The sequence below is a fragment of the Brevundimonas sp. AAP58 genome (assembly GCF_001295975.1).
In the GTDB taxonomy this organism is placed as follows: domain Bacteria; phylum Pseudomonadota; class Alphaproteobacteria; order Caulobacterales; family Caulobacteraceae; genus Brevundimonas.
Map to the genome: position 1 here is coordinate 28,655 of NZ_LJHU01000058.1, position 17,883 is coordinate 46,537.

The following is a 17,883-nucleotide window of genomic DNA, read 5'->3' on the forward strand; positions in this document are numbered from 1 at the left end:
TTTTTCCGCTCATCCCCGCGAAAGCGGGGACCCAGTGCTTTCAGGAGCCCGAGCGGTCGGGATTGAGGCCGTGCGCGGTCGATACCGGTCATCGCCCAAAGATCTGGGTCCCCGCTTTCGCGGGGATGAGCGGGAGGAATTGATGTCCGACCCCCAAGCCGACGACAAGGTCGCCGCCTATCGCGCGGAGATCCGTGCCGTGGGCCGCACCCAGCGGCTGGCGGGGTTCGGGCTCGTGCTGCTGGGCGCCGTTCTCGTGTGGGCCGCGACGCGCGCCGGCGGTCTGGCCGAGGTCGTGCAGATGGCGGGCTATGCGTCGCTGGCGGCCGGATGGGCGCTGATGCTGACGGCGATCTTTCTGCGCACGCGCTATCACCGTCGTCGCATGGCCGAGCTGGACGGAGGCGCGTCATGACCCTGTCGCAGCCCTGTCAGGTCCGTGGCGCACAGTCGCTGATCTCGAGACGTTCGGGGGACCGTCGTGACATCGTCCAAACGGGGCGGGCGCAAGTCCGCCGGCCTGTTCCTGGCCAATCTGATGGGGGCGGGGGCCCTGCCGCTCGGCGGCTCGGTTCCGCCGCAGCCCCAGCCGCCCACGCCCGCGCAGCCTGCGCCGTCTTCTCCGTCCGGTACCCCGAATGCGCCTGAGCCCCCGTCATCCCAATCCCAGCGCCCGCCGCCGCGCGAGGAGCGCGAAACCGGCGATCGTCGGAGCGAACTCTCGCGCCCGCGCGGCCGCGTCGGCGGCGGCGGCGGCGGGGGAGGGAGCTCGCTGATGGCCGGTCTGCTCGCCGACAAGGATCGCATCTTCACCAACCTGTATGGCCTGCACGACTGGGGCCTGGAGGGCGCCAAGCAGCGCGGGTGCTGGAACGCGACCAAGGACATGCTGGACATGGGCCGCGACTGGCTCATCACCAACGTCAAGAACTCGGGCCTGCGCGGACGCGGCGGGGCGGGCTTCTCGACCGGTCTGAAGTGGTCCTTCATGCCCAAGGAGCTGAAGGACCGACCGCACTACCTCGTCGTCAACGCCGACGAGTCCGAGCCCGGCACCTGCAAGGACCGGGAGATCATGCGCCATGATCCCCACCTGCTGATCGAGGGCTGCCTGATCGCCAGCTTCGCCATGCAGGCCCACGCCTGCTACATCTATCTGCGCGGCGAATATGTGCTGGAACGCGAGCGCATGGAGGCGGCGGTCAAGCAGGCCTATGAGGCCAGGCTGATCGGCAAGAACAACGTCCACGGCTGGGACTTCGACGTCTACATCCACCACGGCGCCGGGGCCTACATCTGCGGCGAAGAGACGGCGCTCTTGGAAAGCCTGGAGGGCAAGAAGGGCCAGCCGCGCCTGAAGCCGCCGTTCCCGGCCGGCGCGGGCCTGTACGGCTGTCCGACCACGGTGAACAACGTCGAGTCGATCGCGGTCGTGGGCACCATCCTGCGGCGCGGGGCGGACTGGTTCGCGGGCTTCGGCCGGCCGAACAACACGGGCACCAAGCTGATGTCGATCAGCGGCCACGTGAACCGGCCGTGCAATGTCGAAGAAGCCATGTCGATCCCGCTGCGCCAGCTGCTGGAAGAGCACTGCGGCGGGGTTCGCGGCGGCTGGGGCAATCTGAAGGCCGTGATCCCCGGCGGGGTCTCGGTGCCGCTGATCACGCGGGAGATGTCGGAAGTCGCCCTGATGGACTTCGACAGCCTGCGCGAGATGAAGTCGGGCCTGGGCACGGCGGCGGTCATCGTCATGGACAACGACACCGACCTGGTGAAGGCGATCGCCCGGATCAGCTATTTCTACAAGCATGAGAGCTGCGGCCAGTGCACCCCGTGCCGGGAGGGCACCGGCTGGATGTGGCGGGTGCTGGAGCGGATGGCGGTGGGCGAGGCCGATCCATCGGAGATCGACCTGCTGCTGGACGTCGCGGGTCAGGTCGAGGGCCACACCATCTGCGCTCTGGGCGACGCCGCCGCCTGGCCGGTCCAGGGCCTGATCCGGCATTTCCGTCACGAGATCGAGGACCGCATCTCGGACTACCGCAGCCGCCGCGCGAACTTCGCCGGCCACGCGATCGCGGCGGAGTAGGGATGCGGGTCTGGCTCCCCCTGATGGCGGCCGTGAGCCTGTCGGCTTGCGGACAGTCCGGCGACACCGCCGAACCGACGCCCGTCGAGAAGGCGGCGGCGGAAGCGCCCGTGTCCGACGCCGTGGCCGAGACGCCGGCGGTGCCGACCGCTGTCGATCTGCGCCGGGTGTGCCAGGCGGGGCTGGCGGCGATCCACGGCCAGACGCTGGACGCCATCCAGATCACGGGCGCGGAGGGCGAGGTGCTGAACGCCCAGTGGCGCGCGCCCGTCGACGGCGGCTGGATGAAGGCGCAATGCCGGGCCGGCGACGGTCTGGTGGTGTGGAAGCCGCTGGAGCTGCCCGACCCGACCCAGGTTCGCTGGATGAATGAGGCGGGCGATCCGGTCGTGACCTACACGATCCGCGGCGAAGAGATCGAGATCGTCCAGGCCCTGCCGGACGGCACGACGCAGCAGGCGATGATGGCCGTGCGTCCTGAGGAAGAGGTAAGCTGATGCCCGTCGCCAAGGTCAACGGCGTCGAAGTCGAGTTCGAGCCCGGCATGACCGTGCTGCAGGTCGCCGAGCGCGCCGGGCACGAGATTCCGCGCTTCTGCTATCACGAGCGGCTGTCGATCGCCGGCAACTGCCGGATGTGCCTGGTCGAGGTGAAGCCCGGACCGCCCAAGCCGCAGGCGTCGTGCGCCCTGCCGGCCGCCGAGAACCAGGAAATCTTCACCGACACGCCGATGGTGAAGAAGGCCCGCGAAGGGGTGATGGAGTTCCTGCTCATCAACCACCCGCTGGACTGCCCCATCTGCGACCAGGGCGGCGAGTGCGACCTGCAGGACCAGGCCATGGGCTATGGCCGCGACGGCTCCCGCTATGCCGAGAACAAGCGGGCGGTCGAAGAAAAGAACATGGGCCCGACCATCAAGACCTTCATGACTCGCTGCATTCAGTGCACGCGCTGCGTGAGGTTCATCACGGAAGTGGCTGGCGTTCCTGACATCGGCATGATCTCGCGCGGCGAGGACGCCGAGATCACGACCTATCTGGAGAAGTCGGTCGACAGCGAGCTTTCGGGCAACGTCAACGACCTGTGCCCGGTCGGCGCCCTGACCCACCGGCCGTGGCAGTTCCACTATCGCCCCTGGGAGCTGAAGCGCACCGAGACCGTCGACGTGATGGACGCCTTGGGTTCGAACATCTCGGCCCAGTCCAAGGGCGCCGAGATCATGCGCATCCTTCCGCGCGTGCATGAGGGCATTAACGAAGAGTGGCTGGCCGACCGCAGCCGCTATGTCGTGGACGGGCTTCAGGCGCGGCGTCTGGATCGGCCGTATGTGCGCGATAACGGCAAGCTGCGTCCTGCGTCGTGGGACGAGGCGCTGAACGCGGTCGCCGCCAAGCTGAAGGTCGCCAAGCCGGAGAAGATCGGCGTCATCGCCGGCGACCTGCAGGACGCGGAGTCGATGAAGGCGGCGCTGGACCTGTTCCGCGCCCTTGGATCGGCCAATACGGACTGCCGTCAGGACGGCTCGGCCGTGGGCATCGGCCCGCGCCAGGGCTGGCTGTTCAACAGCGGGCTGCAGGGCATCGAGCAGGCAGACTCCATCCTGCTGGTCGGGACCAATCCGAGGGCCGAGGCCCCGCTGCTGAACGCGCGCATCCGAAAGGCCTGGCTGGCGGGCAAGACCCGCGTCGGCCTGATCGGCGAGCAGGTCGACCTGACCTATGACTACGACCTGATCGGGCGGGGCACGAAGACGCTGGCCAGGCGGCCCAAGGCGGCGGTGGACGCCCTGTCGAACGCCGAGCGGCCCGCGATCGTCGTCGGCTCGGGCGCCTTGACCGGGCCGAACGGTCCGGCGGTGCTGAACGCGCTCGGCAAGCTGGCGGCCAAGGTCGGCGTCGTGAAAGACGGCTGGAACGGCTTCAATGTCCTTCATTCGGCGGCCTCGCGGGTCGGCGGTCTGGACATGGGCTTCGTGCCTGCCGCCGGCGGTCTGTCGGCCCATGAGATGGTGCAGAAGGGCGCGCTGGACGTCTTGTTCCTGCTGGGCGCCGACGAGATCGAGACGGGTGCGACCAAGGCCTTCAAGGTCTATCTGGGCAGCCACGGCGACCGGGGCGCGCACGGCGCCGACGTCATCCTGCCGGGCGCGGCCTGGACCGAGAAGCCGGGCCTCTATGTCAACACCGAGGGCCGGGTGCAGATGGCCGAACGCGCCGTCTTCCCCAAGGGCGAGGCCAAGGAGGACTGGGCCATCCTGCGCGCCCTGTCCGAGCGCGTGGGGCATACGCTGCCGTACGACAGCATTGGTCAGCTTCGCGATGTTCTCATGCGCGACCACCCGACGTTTGGTCGAATTGACTATCTGGCCCTGGCCGGGTCGTTCGACGTCGCGGGCCTGGGGGCCAAGGGCGAGCTGGGCGACACGGCCCTGCGGTCCAGCGTGGTCGACCCCTATCTGAACAACCCGATCGCGCGGGCCAGCGCGACCATGGCCGAGCTGAGCGCCCAGCGCGTCGCTCCGGCCCTGATGGCGGCGGAGTAGGCCCCGATGGAATCCATGTGGAGCACACCCGGCGGCTGGGCCCTGCTGACGACCGTGGGCATCCTGATCGTCACGGTCGGGATCCTGCTGTCGCTCGCCTTCCTGCTGCTGCTGGATCGCAAGATCTGGGCGAGCGTGCAGATGCGCAAAGGCCCGAATGTCGTGGGCCCCTTCGGCCTGCTTCAGTCCTTCGCCGACTTTTTCAAGTTCGTTCTCAAGGAGATCGTCGTCCCGGCCGGAGCGGACAAGACGGTCTTCATCCTGGCGCCCCTGATCACCTTCGTCCTGGCCTTCATCGCCTGGGCGGCGATCCCGTTCGCGCCGGGATGGGTCATCTCGGACCTGAACGTCGGCATCCTCTACATCTTCGCGATCAGCTCGCTGGGCGTGTACGGCATCATCATGGGCGGTTGGGCTTCGAACTCGAAGTATCCGTTCCTGGGGTCGCTGCGGTCCGCCGCGCAGATGGTGTCCTACGAGGTCTCCATCGGCCTGATCATCATCAACGTCATCCTGCTGGCCGGGACCATGAACCTAACGTCGATCGTGACGGCGCAGGAGGGCTGGTTCTGGAACTGGTTCGGCTTCGGCGGCGGGCTGGACAGCTGGCCGCTGGTGGTCGTGATGTTCCCGATGGCGATCATGTTCTTCGTCTCGGCCCTGGCCGAGACCAACCGTCCGCCGTTCGACCTGCCCGAGGCCGAGAGCGAGCTCGTGGCCGGGTATCAGGTGGAGTACAGCTCCACCCCGTACCTGCTGTTCATGATCGGCGAGTACGCCAACATCGTCTTCATGTGCGCCATGATCAGCCTGCTTTTCTTCGGCGGCTGGAACCCGGGCTTCCCCATCGACTTCGCCGCCGACTGGCCGCCGTTCGCGGTGAACCTGCTGCTGTTCCTCGTGTTCGCGGCCAAGATCGTCTTCTGGTTCTTCATGATCTCGATCGTGAAGGCCTTCGTGCCCCGCTATCGCTATGACCAGCTGATGCGGCTGGGCTGGAAGATCTTCCTGCCGACGTCGCTGGTGGCCGTGGTCATCGTGGCGGCGTGGCGCGTGTTCGTGGTGGGCGGATGATGCGCGCCCTGATCCTGAGCCTGCTGGCGCTGTCGACGACCGCCTGCACCTTTCCGGCCGCCTACGATCCCGATCCGACGTCGGTCTATCAGTGGGAGCGGCGTCAGACCGAGATCACCCGCCGCGAGGCCGAGCGCGTGCGGCTGTGCCAGATGATGAACAAGGACAGCGAGCGCTACGAACGCGACTGCCGCCGTCCGGGAGACCCCCAGTCATGATGACCCGCATCGTCCAGGCCGCGAAAGGCGCCATGCTGATCGACCTGATCGGCGCGGTCGGTCTGTCACTGAAATACATGGCCCGGCCCAAGGCCACGGTGAACTATCCGTTCGAGCGCAATCCTAAGTCGCCGCGCTTCCGGGGCGAGCATGCGCTGCGCCGCTATCCGAACGGCGAGGAACGCTGCATCGCTTGCAAGCTGTGCGAGGCCATCTGCCCGGCCCAGGCCATCACCATCGAGTCCGAGCCGCGAGCTGACGGCAGCCGCCGCACGACCCGCTACGACATCGACATGGTCAAGTGCATCTACTGCGGCCTGTGCCAGGAGGCCTGCCCGGTGGACGCCATCGTCGAGGGGCCGAACATGGACTTCACCGTCGAGACCCGCGAGGAGCTGCTCTACGACAAGCAGCGGCTGCTCGATAACGGCGACCGCTGGGAACGGGTCATCGCCAAGAACCTGGAGCTCGACGCGCCGTATCGGTGACGTCGGCTTCAACTCGTCTTTCGACGGGTGATTTGGCCGCTTCCGTTGGGAGCGGTCGCTGTCTAAGAGGTGCGGCGTTTTCGCCGCGCTGAATCGGAAAGGGGCACGCGCCTCCCATGCTGCAAGGCATAGCCTTCTATGTGATGTCGGCGGTCGCCGTGGTCGCTGGCCTTCTGGTCGTGACGGCGCGCAACCCTGTGCACTCCGTCCTGTGGCTGATCCTGGCCTTCTTCTCCTCGGCCGGACTGTTCGTGCTGCTGGGGGCCGAGTTCCTGGCGATGCTGCTGGTGGTCGTCTACGTCGGCGCCGTCGCGGTGCTGTTCCTGTTCGTCGTCATGATGCTGGACGTGGACTTCGTGCGCCTGAGGGAAGGCTTCGCGTCCTACCTGCCGCTGGCGGCGATCGTGGCGGGCATCCTGCTGGCCGAGATGGTCATGATCTCGATCCTGGTGGCCCAGGGCGGGGCGGCAGCGGATGCGACCGCGCCGGTCGTCTATGGCTCCGACATGACCAACGTCGAGGCGATCGGGCGGGTGCTCTACACGGAGTACGTCTACCTGTTCCAGGCGGCTGGTATCGTGCTGCTGATCGCCATGATCGGGGCCATTGTCCTGACGCTGCGCAAGAAGCCGTCGGTGCGCCGTCAGGACCCGGGCGCCCAGACCAACCGCGACCGTCGCACCTCGGTCGAGATCAAGGGCGTGACGACCGGCGTGGGCGTCACCTCAGAGGAGCTGCGCTGATGGAGGTCGGGCTCCAGCACTATCTGGCGGTCGCCGCCATGCTGTTCACCATCGGGGTGTTCGGCATCTTCGTGAACCGCAAGAACGTCATCATCATCCTGATGTCGGTCGAGCTGATCCTGCTCGCGGTGAACATCAACTTCGTGGCCTTCTCGGCCTATCTGAACGACGTCCAGGGGCAGATCATGGCCATGTTCGTCCTGACGGTGGCGGCCGCCGAGGCCGCCGTGGGCCTGGCTATCCTGGTGACCTTCTTCCGCAACCGCGGCGACATCGCGGTCGATGATGCGTCAGTGATGAAGGGCTGACCGCGTGAACCTCGAACTGCTCGTCACCCTGGGCGTCTTCGCCCCCCTGCTCGGCGCGGCCGTGGCCGGTTTCTTCGGCCGCCGCATCGGCGACATTCCTTCGCAGGCCGTCACGACCGGCTTGCTGTTCTTTTCGTGCGCCGTCGCCTGGACGGTCTTCATCCAGTGGACCTGGGGTGGGCTGGAGGCCTTCACGGTCCAGATCGCGCCCTTCATCAACGTTGGGGATTTCCAGTCGAACTGGGCCATCCGCATCGACGCCCTGTCGGCCGTGATGCTGATCGTGGTGACGACGGTGTCGTCGCTGGTTCACCTCTACAGCTGGGGCTATATGGCCGAGGACGACAGCCGTCCGAGGTTCTTCGCCTATCTGTCGCTCTTCACCTTCGCCATGCTGGCGCTGGTTACTGCGGCGGACTTCATGCAGCTGTTCTTCGGCTGGGAAGGCGTGGGTCTGGCCTCCTATCTGCTGATCGGTTTCTGGTTCAAGAAGCCGACGGCCAGCGCCGCCGCCATCAAGGCCTTCGTGGTCAACCGGGTCGGCGACTTCGGCTTCGCACTGGGCATCATCACCGTCTTCTGGATGTTCGGCACCATCGAGTTCGCCGAGCTGTTCCCCCTGATCGCGGAGCGTGCGGGCACCAGCTGGTCGTTCCTCGGCTACGAGTGGTCCGCGCTCGATCTGGCGGGCGTGCTGCTGTTCATCGGCGCCATGGGCAAGTCGGCCCAGTTCTTCCTGCACACCTGGCTGCCCGACGCCATGGAGGGCCCGACACCGGTCTCGGCCCTGATCCACGCCGCCACCATGGTGACGGCGGGCGTCTACATGGTCTGTCTGCTCAGCCCCATCTACGAATACGCGCCGACGGCGGCCATGCTGATCGCCATCACCGGCGGGATCACCGCCCTGTTCGCCGCGACCGTCGGCCTGGCCCAGAACGACATCAAGCGGGTCATCGCCTATTCGACCTGTTCGCAGCTGGGCTACATGTTCTTCGCGGCGGGCGTCGGCGCCTATCAGGCGGCCATGTTCCACCTGTTCACCCACGCCTTCTTCAAGGCCCTGCTGTTCCTGGGCGCCGGTTCGGTGATCCACGGCATGCACCACGAGCAGGACATGCGGAAGATGGGCGGGCTGATGAAGCTCTTGCCCGTCACCTATGCGGTGATGATGATCGGCACCATCGCCATCACGGGCCTGGGCATCCCCGAACTGAAGTGGGGCTTCGCCGGCTTCTACTCGAAGGACTCCGTGCTAGAGAGCGCCTTCGCCTCGGCGACCAGCGGCCATTCGCCGGTCGGGATGTTCGTCTTCTTCATCGGCCTCTTCGCCGCGGGTCTGACGGCCTACTATTCGTGGCGGCTGGTGTTCATGACCTTCCACAACAAGCCGGCGTGGAAGGATGATCATGCGCACGACCACGCCCATGACGACCACGCCGAGCCGCACGCCCAGATCGAGACTCATAGTGAGCCGCTGCCGGACGGCGGCCACGGTCATGGCCACGACGATCACGGTCACGGCCACCACGGCCCGCTGAAGCCGCACGAGAGCCCGTGGGTCATGCTGGTGCCGCTGCTCGTGCTGTCGGTCGGCGCGATCGCCTCGGGCTTCGTCTTCTACGAGTTCTTCGTCGGGGACGGCGAGCACGACTTCTGGCGCGGCGCGATCTTCGCCGGGCCCGAGAACCACGTCATTCACGACAGCCACTATGTCCCGACCTGGGTGCTGTGGGCGCCGTTGGTCGTGTCGCTGCTGGGCACCTTTGCCGCCGTCTACTTCTACGTCCTGCGCGAGGGTCTGGCCCGGCGCATGGCCGAGCGGGGCGGGCCACTGAACAGCTTCCTGTCCAACAAGTGGTACTTCGACGAGATCTACGACTTCCTGTTCGTGAAGGGGGCCAAGGCGCTCGGCGACCTGTTCTGGAAGGTCGGCGATGTGCGGATCATCGACGGCCTCGGCCCGAACGGCGCCGCCTGGGCCTCGCTGAAGTCCGCCGCGCGGCTGGCCAAGATCCAGTCCGGCTATGTCTATCACTATGCGTTCGTGATGCTGCTCGGCGTGGCCGGCCTGCTCGCCTTCGCCATCTACGCCTGGGGCGCATAAGATGGGCGCGATCCCCAACATCCTGTCGATCGTCACCTTCCTGCCGCTGGTAGGCGCGCTGGCGATCCTGGTCGGCCGCCTGGCGACCAAGAACGCTGATGGCCTGGCCCGATGGGCCGCGCTGCTCGCCACCCTGGTGACGCTGGCTGTCTCGTGCGTGCTGGTGGCGCAGTTCGATCCCTCCAGCGCCGCCTATCAGTTCGTGGAGCGCTATGCCTGGTTCGCCGGGGCCGAGTACCACCTGGGCGTGGACGGAGTGTCGATCCTGTTCGTGCTGCTGACCGCCTTCCTGATGCCGATCTGCATCGCGGCCAGCTGGACCACCATCAAGGACCGCGTGGTCGACTACATGATCGCGTTTCTGGTGCTGGAGACGCTGGTGATCGGCGTCTTCACGGCGCTGGACCTGTTCCTGTTCTACATCTTCTTCGAGGGCACCCTCGTTCCGATGTTCATCATCATCGGGGTGTGGGGCGGGGCGAACCGCATCTACGCGGCCTACAAGTTCTTCCTCTACACCCTGCTGGGGTCGGTCCTGATGCTGCTGGCCATGCTGTGGATGGCCAATGAGGCGGGCACGACCAGCATTCCGGAGCTGAAGGAGTACGCCTTCGGGCCCTGGGCCCAGTCGATCCTGTGGCTAGCCTTCTTCGCCTCGTTCGCGGTCAAGATGCCGATGTGGCCGGTCCATACCTGGCTGCCCGACGCCCACGTGCAGGCGCCGACGGCGGGCTCGGTGATCCTGGCGGGCATCCTGCTGAAGCTCGGCGGCTACGGCTTCATCCTGTTCAACGTGCCGATGTTCCCCGACGCCTCAGTGCTGTACCGGCCGCTGGTCTTCACCCTGTCGGTGATCGCCATCGCCTACACGTCGCTGGTGGCCTTCCGGCAAACCGACATCAAGAAGCTGATCGCCTATTCGTCGGTGGCGCACATGGGCTTTGTGACCATGGGCATCTTCGCCGGCAACGAACAGGGCATGCAGGGTGCCATCTTCCAGATGCTGAGCCACGGCCTGATCTCGGGCGCGCTCTTCCTCTGCGTCGGCGTGGTCTATGACCGGATGCATACGCGCGAGATCGCCTTCTACGGCGGCCTGACCAGCCGCATGCCCTGGTACGCGGCGATTTTCCTGATGTTCACCATGGCCAACGTCGGCCTGCCGGGCACATCAGGCTTCATCGGCGAGATCCTGACCATGACCGGGGTCTACGAGGCCTCGACCTGGGCGGCGTTCGTGGCGGCCACGGGCGTGATCCTGTCGGCTGTCTATGCCCTGACGCTGTATCGCAACGTCATGTTCGGCGAGATCACCAATCCGGCGCTGGCCACCATTAAGGACATCGACTTGCGCGAGCTCGCCATCTTCGTTCCCCTGATCGTCGGGACGATCTGGCTGGGCGTGCAGCCCGGGCTGGTGCTCGACTATACCGCCGCCTCCGTCGACGCCGTCGTCGGCGGCTGGCACCTCGCGACCGGCGGGTGAGAGACTGATGACCCCTGACCTGCTCAAGGACCTGAACATCGCGGCCTCGGAAGGCGTGCTGGCGCTCGGCGGCCTCGTGCTGTTGATGGTCGGTGCCTTCGTCGGAGAGAAGTCGGCGCGGCTGGTGTCGATCCTGTCCGTCGCACTGTTGGTCGCCGCCTCGGCGGTGGCCGCCACCGGCCCGCTGGGCACGGCGTTCAACGGCGCCTATGTCGCCGATCCCCTGGCCATCTACGGCAAGGTGGCCATCTATCTCGCCTCGGCCGTGGCCGTGGTGCTGGGCGGCGGATGGATGCAGCGCGAGCGGATCGCGCGGTTCGAATACCCCGTCCTGATCGTGTTGGCCGCCGTCGGAATGGGCATGATGGTGTCGTCGGGCGACCTGATTTCGCTCTATGTCGGCGTCGAGCTGCACTCGCTGGCCCTCTATGTGCTGGCCGCCTATCACCGCGACGACCTGAAGGCGTCCGAGGCCGGGCTGAAGTATTTCGTGCTCGGTGCCCTGTCGTCGGGCCTGCTGCTCTATGGCGCCAGCCTGATCTATGGCTTCACCGGCTCGATGCGGTTCGACGAGATCGCGGCCTACGCCACGGCCAATCCGGGCGTCGGTCTCGTGTTCGGCCTGGTGTTCCTGATCTGCGGCCTGGCGTTCAAGGTCTCGGCCGCGCCGTTCCACATGTGGACGCCCGACGTCTACGAAGGCGCGCCGACGCCGGTCGTGGCCTTCTTCACCACGGCGCCGAAGATGGCGGCGATGGTGCTGTTCGCCCGCGCCCTGTCCGAAGGCTTCATGGAGGCCCACGCTCAGTGGGCCCAGGTGTTGATCCTGATCTCACTGGCCAGCTTCGTGGTCGGGGCCTGGGGCGGTCTGGCGCAGAAGGACATCCAGCGCCTGCTGGCCTATTCGTCGATCGCCAACATCGGCTACGCCATCCTGGGCATCGCGGCAGGCACCGAGGCCGGGCTGCAGGCCATGATCGTGTTCATGACGCTGTACTTGATCGACACCATGGGCTTCTTCGCCATCCTGCTGTCGCTGAGCCGCAACGGGCGCCCGATCCGGACCATCACCGATCTGGCGGGGCTTAAGAACGACCGGCCGGTGACGGCCATCGCCATCACCGTGCTGTCGCTGTCGGTGCTGGGCATGCCGCCGCTGTCGGGGTTCTGGGGCAAGTACTATGTCTTCGGCGCGGCGGCCTCGGCCGGCTACTGGATGGTGGCGGCGGCGGGTCTGGTGGCCTCGGTCGTGGCGGCCTTCTACTATCTGCGGATCATCAAGCTGATGTGGTTCGACGCGGCGCCGGAAGGGCTGGCCCGCACCGACAAGGCTCCGGTCGAGAGCCAGTGGATCGGCTGGGCCTGCGCGGCCTTCGCCTTCCCGCTGGTCATCGTCGGCCTGACCTGGCTGGAGCCCGCGACCCGCATCGCCGCCTCGGGCTTCGGGGCGGGGTAGGGCGGTGATCCCGCCTGTCCAGGTCTTCGACGAACTCGATTCCACCAACGCCGAGGCGCGCCGCAGGGCCGAAGGCGGAGAGGTCGCGTCCGCCTGGATCGTCGCCCGCCGTCAGACTGCTGGGCGGGGACGGCGGGGGCGAAGCTGGGAGAGCGAGACGGGCAACCTGTTCGCCACCCTCGCTCACATCACCCACAAATCGCCCGCCGAGGCGGCGCAGGTGACCTTCGTGGCGGCTTTGGCCGTCGCCGAGCTGCTGGAGGCGTTCGCGGTGCCGGGGACGGTCAGCATCAAGTGGCCCAACGACGTGCTGTTGGCGGGCGAGAAGGCGGCGGGCATCCTGGTCGAGTCCGGGGCGCATTCGGCGGGCGGCCTTTGGCTGGCGGTCGGGATCGGGGTGAACCTCGCCCACGCGCCCGAAGGGACCGAGCGGCCGGCGACGAGTCTCGCGCAGCATCTGAGAGCCGATGTGGCCTATCCGCCGAGCATCGAGGCGGCGACTGGCTTGTTGGCCGAGGCCTTCGAGGCCTGGCGGGCACGGTGGGAGACACTGGGCTTTCCGCCGGTGCTCGACGCCTGGACGGCGCGGACCAAGGGGCTGGACGGTCCGTGCGTGGCTCGGCTGGGGCATGAGACGGTCAGCGGTGTCGCCGAAGGCGTCGCGACGGATGGGTCGTTGCGGCTCCGGACGCCGGACGGTTCACTCCGGCTGATCTCGGCAGGCGACGTGTTCTTTGGAGAGGCGGCCTGATGCTGCTGGCGATCGAACAGGGCAACACCAATACGCTGTTCGCGGTCCATGACGGCGAGAGCTGGATCGCCCAGTGGCGGACGGCGACCGAGGCCAGTCGGACGGCGGACGAATACGCGGTCTGGCTGACGCAGCTGCTGGCCATGCGATCGATCGCGCTGGACAGCCTGACCGGCTGCATCATCTCCAGCGTCGTGCCCCAGTCGATCTTCAACCTGCGGAACCTGGCGCGGCGGTATCTGTCGGTCGAGCCCCTGGTGATCGGCGATAATGTCGAGCTCGGCATTCCTGTTCGCATCGCCAAACCGAGCGAGGCGGGAGCGGACCGGCTGGTCAACGCCATCGGGGCGCATCTGGCCTATCCGGGCGACCTGATCGTCATTGATTCAGGAACCGCGACGACCTTCGACATCGTGGCGGCGAACGGGGCGTTCGAGGGTGGGGCGATCGCGCCGGGGATCAACCTGAGCCTCCAGGCGCTGCATGAGGCCGCCGCCATGCTGCCTCGCATCGCCATCCAGCGCCCCGAGCGCGTGATCGGCAAGGACACCGTGTCCAACATGCAGTCGGGGGTGTTCTGGGGATACATCGGCCTCATCGAGGGCATGGTGGCGCGCATCAAGACCGAGTGGGGACGACCGATGACGGTCGTGGGCACCGGCGGCGTGGCCAGCCTGTTCGAAGGGGCTACCGACAGCATCGACCGGTTCGATCCGGACCTGACCATCCGCGGCCTGCTCGAAATCTGGCGGCGGAACACCCATCTCAAGGACGCATGACAAAGACAAAAGCGAACGACGAACTCGTCTTCCTGCCGCTGGGCGGCTCGGGCGAGGTCGGGATGAACCTGAACTGCTACGGCTATGGGCCCGAGAGCGACCGGCAGTGGATGCTGGTCGATGTCGGGGTGACGTTCGGCGATTCCACCACGCCCGGCGTGGACATCATCGTCCCCGACCCCAGCTTCCTGGCCGGCGAGACCATCCGCGGCATCGTCCTGACCCACGCGCACGAGGACCACATCGGGGCCCTGCCGTGGCTGTGGGACCGGCTGAAGGCACCGATGTACGCCACGCCGTTCACCGCCTTCCTGATCCGCGAGAAGCTGCGCGACCGCGGCCTGCAGGACGTGAAGATCCATGAGGTGCCGATGGGCGGCCACGTCGATCTGGGGCCGTTCTCGGTCGAATTCATCACCATGACCCATTCGATCGCCGAGCCGAACGGGCTGAAGATCACGACGCCGCTCGGCACCGTCTTCCACACCGGCGACTGGAAGCTGGATCCCAACCCCGTCATCGGCAAGCCGACCGACATCGCCGCCATCCAGAAGATGGGCGACGAGGGCCTGCTGGCCATGGTCTGCGACTCGACCAACGTCTTCGTCGAGGGCGAGGCCGGGTCGGAGACGGAGGCCCAGGCGGGCCTGATCGAGCTGATCGGGTCGCTGAAGACCGGACGCATCGCCGTCGGCTGCTTCGCGTCCAACGTCGCCCGCATGGTCAGTGTCATGAGGGCGGCCGAAAAGGCCGGGCGGCGCGTGGCGCTGGCGGGCCGGTCGATGCATCGCATTACGGCGGCCGCGAAGCACGTCGGCCTGTTCAATGAGTCCAGGGCCATCCTGTCGGAAGACGAGGCGCGTCACTGGCCCGCCGACGAGATCCTGTATCTGTGCACGGGCAGCCAGGGCGAGGATCGGGCTGCTCTGTCCCGCGTCGCCAACGGCACGCACCCCTTCATCAAGCTGGGGCTGGGGGATCACTGCATCTTCTCGTCGCGGGTCATCCCCGGCAACGAACTGGCCATCGCCGACCTCCAGGACCGTCTCGCCGACCGGGGCGTGCGGCTCTACACCGAGAAGGATCACCCTGGCATCCACGTCTCGGGCCACCCGTGCCGCGACGAGATGCGCCAGATGTACGCCTGGGCCCGGCCGCGCATCTCGGTGCCGACCCACGGCATGCGCCGCCACCTGATGGAACACGCCGCCCTGGCCCGCGAACTGGGCACGCCGGAGACGGTGACGCCCCGGAATGGCGATCTGGTGCGTCTGGCCCCGGGACCGGCTTCGATCATCGACGAGGTGCCGAGCGGGCGGCTCTATGTCGACGGCGGCATGGTGGTGACCGAGGCCGGCGAGGCCCTGCGCGAGCGTCGTCATGCGTCGACGAACGGGGTGCTGGTCGTCAGCTTCGCCATGGACCGGCGCGGCAAGATCGTCTCGGACATCGACGTACGCGGCATCGGCCTGCCCGGCGACGAGGTCACGCCGCTGGGCGAGGCTCTGGATGAACTGGCCGAGCGCGCCGAGCAGGCCGTGCTGGCCCTGAAGGGCGAGGCGCTGGAAGACGAGGCGGTCATCGAACAGGCCGTCGCCCGAGCGCTGAAGAAGACCAGCCAGCGCATCTGGGACCGCCGGCCCATCGTCGAGACGGTGATCCTGAGGCTGTAGGATGACGCCGGACTGGGCGCGCTCGGTTCGGGACAGGCTCCGCGAGCGGACGGGGCGGGTGCTGGAGCGCATCCGCCACGCGCGTCATCCGTGGACCGGGTGGCGCAAGTGGGCGGTGATCGTGGGTGAGGGCACGGTCGGCGTCGTTCTGCTGTTCGCCCTGGCCAATCTGACGCTCAGCCTCTCGACCTTTCGGGGCGAGGACCCGCTGAGGCAGACGGCGCATGAGCTGGGCGTGCTGTGGTACTCGACGCCAGACGGCCAGCCGACGTCGGACGCGGCCTTCGAGGCCATCCATCGCCGCGACCTCGGCGACGATCCGAGCGCGGCCCAGATCAAGGCGCATTTCCTGGCGGCGGCGCGGGGCGGAACCTTCCTGCTGGATCAGATCATGGTCGATCGCATGGAGGCGGTGAACGGGCGGGTGGACGCAGCCGTCCTGCCGCCGGGCGTCTATGTCGGCGCGCATGCCTTGGGGCCGGACAAGCCGCCGCTCGTGTGGGTCACCAAGTGGCTGGCGCACTATGTGCTGTTCCCGCGCCACGCCTACATCCTGGTGGTGCCCGAGACCGGCCCGGCGTGGACCTTTTCCGCCAGCCAGGAAGGCAAATTCCCCGGCGATACGGACAGTCCGAACCGCCTGTCGGCGCGGATCACGCCCTATAACGACGCGGCCTATGACTTTCCGAGCTCGGGCGAGGCGCTTCATGAAATGACCATCGTCAGCGATGACCCAGCAGTCGTGGCCGGGGCGCTGACGAGGCTGACCGAGGCGCGGGATCGACTGGAGGCGCTGGATCAGCCCTATGGCCTCCTGGCACCCAACTCCAACACCGTGGTGGGTTGCATCCTTGAGGACGCCGGGTTGCTGCCGCGCGAGACGCGACGATCCGCCCTGCTGGCGTTGCGGGCACCGGGCATGGGCGCAGCTTGCCCCGGCGCAAGCGAAACGCCATAGCCACCCTCATGATCGGTCGCTTGAACCACGTCGGCGTCGCCACGCCCTCCATCGCCGACAGCGTGCGCATGTACGCCGAGCTGATGGGCGCGCCGGCGGCGCACGAACCCTTCGACCTGCCGGCGCAGGGCGTGCGGGTCTGTTTCATCGACCTGCCCAACAGCCAGATCGAGCTGATCGAACCCCTGGGCGAGGACAGCCCCATCCACGGCTTTCTGGCCAAGAACCCCAGGGGCGGTCAGCACCACCTCTGCTTCGAGGTCGAGGACATCCTGGCCGCGCGCGACGGCCTGAGGGCCAGGGGCGCGACGATCCTGGGCACGGGCGAGCCTCGCATCGGGGCGCACGGGACGCCGATCCTGTTCCTGCACCCCAAGGACATGGGCGGAGTGCTGGTCGAGCTGATGGAATCTCCGAAGGAGGCGCACTGACATGCCCATCGGTCCCGTGACCATGCTGGCGATCTACATCGTTGTCTGGTGGGTGGTGCTGTTCGCCGTCCTGCCGCTCGGCACGTCCAGCGAGACCCACGAGCCGCCGACCGACGGCCGCCAGTGGGGCGCGCCCGAGACGCCGAACCTGAAGAAGAAGTTCATCACCACGACCTGGGTCGCCCTGATCGTCTGGGCGTTCGTGATGTTCCTCGTGTTCATCGGCTGGATGCCGCTGCCGGACCTGGCCCCGCCGGTTCCGTAGGCGGAGGCTTGCCCCTCCATGCCCGTTCCGCGTAGCGTCGTTCTCTTAGACGTCCTGGGTGTCCGTTAAGGCGGGAGGGCAGCGTGCGGGTGATTGGCGTTCTGGCGGCGGCCGCGATCGGTCTCGCGAGTTGTAATCCGGCTTCCGAACAGGAGCCGACGAAGGGCGAGGAACCGCTGGCCGAGGGCGTCGTGCCGGCCGCCTACGTCGGGGTGTGGAGCAGCGAAGGCTGCGACAACCCGTCGGTCGGGATTGGCGAGCGGGATATCCGCCATTTCTACATGCCCGGGCCTGCCGCCTTGACGTCTGTCCAGGCTTCGGACGACGGGCGATTGGTGGTCGTCTGGAGCGACGAAGGCGTGGCGACCACGGACACGTTCCAGCTGACCGACGGCAAGCTGGACCACGTCGCGACGGCCACCGCCACCGAAAGCGACGACTGGATCAGCGATCCCATGACCCGGTGCCCCGACGGGACGCCGATGAGCTGAGGAGGCTGGCGTTGGAGCGGCGTA

19 protein-coding genes are annotated in these 17,883 nt (G+C 67.2%); all 19 read left to right on the plus strand.

Features of this window, described 5'->3' with window-relative positions; all coding sequences use genetic code 11:
* The first annotated feature begins 142 nt into the window (after positions 1 to 142).
* Complete coding sequence (locus IP78_RS08415; RefSeq protein WP_054111240.1) at positions 143 to 415, plus strand: hypothetical protein; 273 nt, start codon at positions 143 to 145, stop codon at positions 413 to 415.
* Between the two features lie 360 nt (positions 416 to 775).
* Positions 776 to 2,089, plus strand: coding sequence for an NADH-quinone oxidoreductase subunit NuoF (nuoF, locus tag IP78_RS08420; protein ID WP_054111241.1), 1,314 nt, complete (start codon positions 776 to 778; stop codon positions 2,087 to 2,089).
* Between the two features lie 2 nt (positions 2,090 to 2,091).
* Positions 2,092 to 2,586, plus strand: coding sequence for a hypothetical protein (locus tag IP78_RS08425; protein ID WP_054111242.1), 495 nt, complete (start codon positions 2,092 to 2,094; stop codon positions 2,584 to 2,586).
* Positions 2,586 to 4,631: an NADH-quinone oxidoreductase subunit NuoG gene (nuoG, locus tag IP78_RS08430; protein ID WP_054111243.1), complete on the plus strand. Its 2,046-nt coding sequence runs from the start codon at positions 2,586 to 2,588 to the stop codon at positions 4,629 to 4,631. The genes IP78_RS08425 and nuoG overlap by 1 nt, the downstream gene beginning before the upstream one ends.
* Before the next feature lie 6 nt (positions 4,632 to 4,637).
* A complete protein-coding gene (gene nuoH, locus IP78_RS08435; protein ID WP_054111244.1) occupies positions 4,638 to 5,705 on the plus strand; it encodes an NADH-quinone oxidoreductase subunit NuoH in 1,068 nt (355 codons plus the stop codon).
* Positions 5,705 to 5,923, plus strand: coding sequence for a hypothetical protein (locus tag IP78_RS08440; RefSeq protein WP_156320338.1), 219 nt, complete (start codon positions 5,705 to 5,707; stop codon positions 5,921 to 5,923). Before nuoH ends, IP78_RS08440 begins: the two co-directional genes overlap by 1 nt.
* The gene (nuoI, locus tag IP78_RS08445; protein WP_054111246.1) at positions 5,920 to 6,411 is read left to right on the plus strand and encodes an NADH-quinone oxidoreductase subunit NuoI; all 492 of its coding nucleotides are present in this window, start codon (positions 5,920 to 5,922) and stop codon (positions 6,409 to 6,411) included. The genes IP78_RS08440 and nuoI overlap by 4 nt, the downstream gene beginning before the upstream one ends.
* A gap of 116 nt (positions 6,412 to 6,527) precedes the next feature.
* Positions 6,528 to 7,154 carry an NADH-quinone oxidoreductase subunit J gene (locus tag IP78_RS08450; RefSeq protein ID WP_054111247.1) on the plus strand — a complete coding sequence of 209 codons (627 nt, stop codon included), beginning with the start codon at positions 6,528 to 6,530 and terminating at the stop codon, positions 7,152 to 7,154.
* A complete protein-coding gene (gene nuoK, locus IP78_RS08455) occupies positions 7,154 to 7,462 on the plus strand; it encodes an NADH-quinone oxidoreductase subunit NuoK (protein WP_054111248.1) in 309 nt (102 codons plus the stop codon). Before IP78_RS08450 ends, nuoK begins: the two co-directional genes overlap by 1 nt.
* 4 nt (positions 7,463 to 7,466) lie before the next feature.
* Positions 7,467 to 9,569, plus strand: a complete 2,103-nt coding sequence (nuoL, locus tag IP78_RS08460; protein WP_054111249.1) for an NADH-quinone oxidoreductase subunit L — start codon at positions 7,467 to 7,469, stop codon at positions 9,567 to 9,569.
* Position 9,570: 1 nt separating this feature from the next.
* The gene (locus IP78_RS08465; RefSeq protein ID WP_054111250.1) at positions 9,571 to 11,055 is read left to right on the plus strand and encodes an NADH-quinone oxidoreductase subunit M; all 1,485 of its coding nucleotides are present in this window, start codon (positions 9,571 to 9,573) and stop codon (positions 11,053 to 11,055) included.
* Positions 11,056 to 11,062: 7 nt separating this feature from the next.
* The gene (gene nuoN, locus IP78_RS08470) at positions 11,063 to 12,511 is read left to right on the plus strand and encodes an NADH-quinone oxidoreductase subunit NuoN (RefSeq protein ID WP_054111251.1); all 1,449 of its coding nucleotides are present in this window, start codon (positions 11,063 to 11,065) and stop codon (positions 12,509 to 12,511) included.
* 4 nt (positions 12,512 to 12,515) lie between these two features.
* On the plus strand, positions 12,516 to 13,262 hold the full coding sequence (locus tag IP78_RS08475) for a biotin--[acetyl-CoA-carboxylase] ligase (protein ID WP_054111252.1): 747 nt from the start codon (positions 12,516 to 12,518) through the stop codon (positions 13,260 to 13,262).
* On the plus strand, positions 13,259 to 14,041 hold the full coding sequence (locus tag IP78_RS08480) for a type III pantothenate kinase (RefSeq protein ID WP_054111253.1): 783 nt from the start codon (positions 13,259 to 13,261) through the stop codon (positions 14,039 to 14,041). Before IP78_RS08475 ends, IP78_RS08480 begins: the two co-directional genes overlap by 4 nt.
* Positions 14,038 to 15,714: a ribonuclease J gene (locus tag IP78_RS08485; RefSeq protein WP_054111254.1), complete on the plus strand. Its 1,677-nt coding sequence runs from the start codon at positions 14,038 to 14,040 to the stop codon at positions 15,712 to 15,714. The genes IP78_RS08480 and IP78_RS08485 overlap by 4 nt, the downstream gene beginning before the upstream one ends.
* 1 nt (position 15,715) lies before the next feature.
* Positions 15,716 to 16,672 carry a hypothetical protein gene (locus IP78_RS08490; protein WP_054111255.1) on the plus strand — a complete coding sequence of 319 codons (957 nt, stop codon included), beginning with the start codon at positions 15,716 to 15,718 and terminating at the stop codon, positions 16,670 to 16,672.
* Between the two features lie 8 nt (positions 16,673 to 16,680).
* Entirely contained in the window at positions 16,681 to 17,103 is a 423-nt protein-coding gene (gene mce / locus IP78_RS08495) for a methylmalonyl-CoA epimerase (RefSeq protein ID WP_054111256.1), read from the plus strand.
* Between the two features lies 1 nt (position 17,104).
* Complete coding sequence (locus IP78_RS08500) at positions 17,105 to 17,368, plus strand: DUF1467 family protein (RefSeq protein WP_029416261.1); 264 nt, start codon at positions 17,105 to 17,107, stop codon at positions 17,366 to 17,368.
* A gap of 83 nt (positions 17,369 to 17,451) precedes the next feature.
* On the plus strand, positions 17,452 to 17,859 hold the full coding sequence (locus IP78_RS08505; RefSeq protein ID WP_156320339.1) for a hypothetical protein: 408 nt from the start codon (positions 17,452 to 17,454) through the stop codon (positions 17,857 to 17,859).
* Positions 17,860 to 17,883 lie beyond the last annotated feature (24 nt).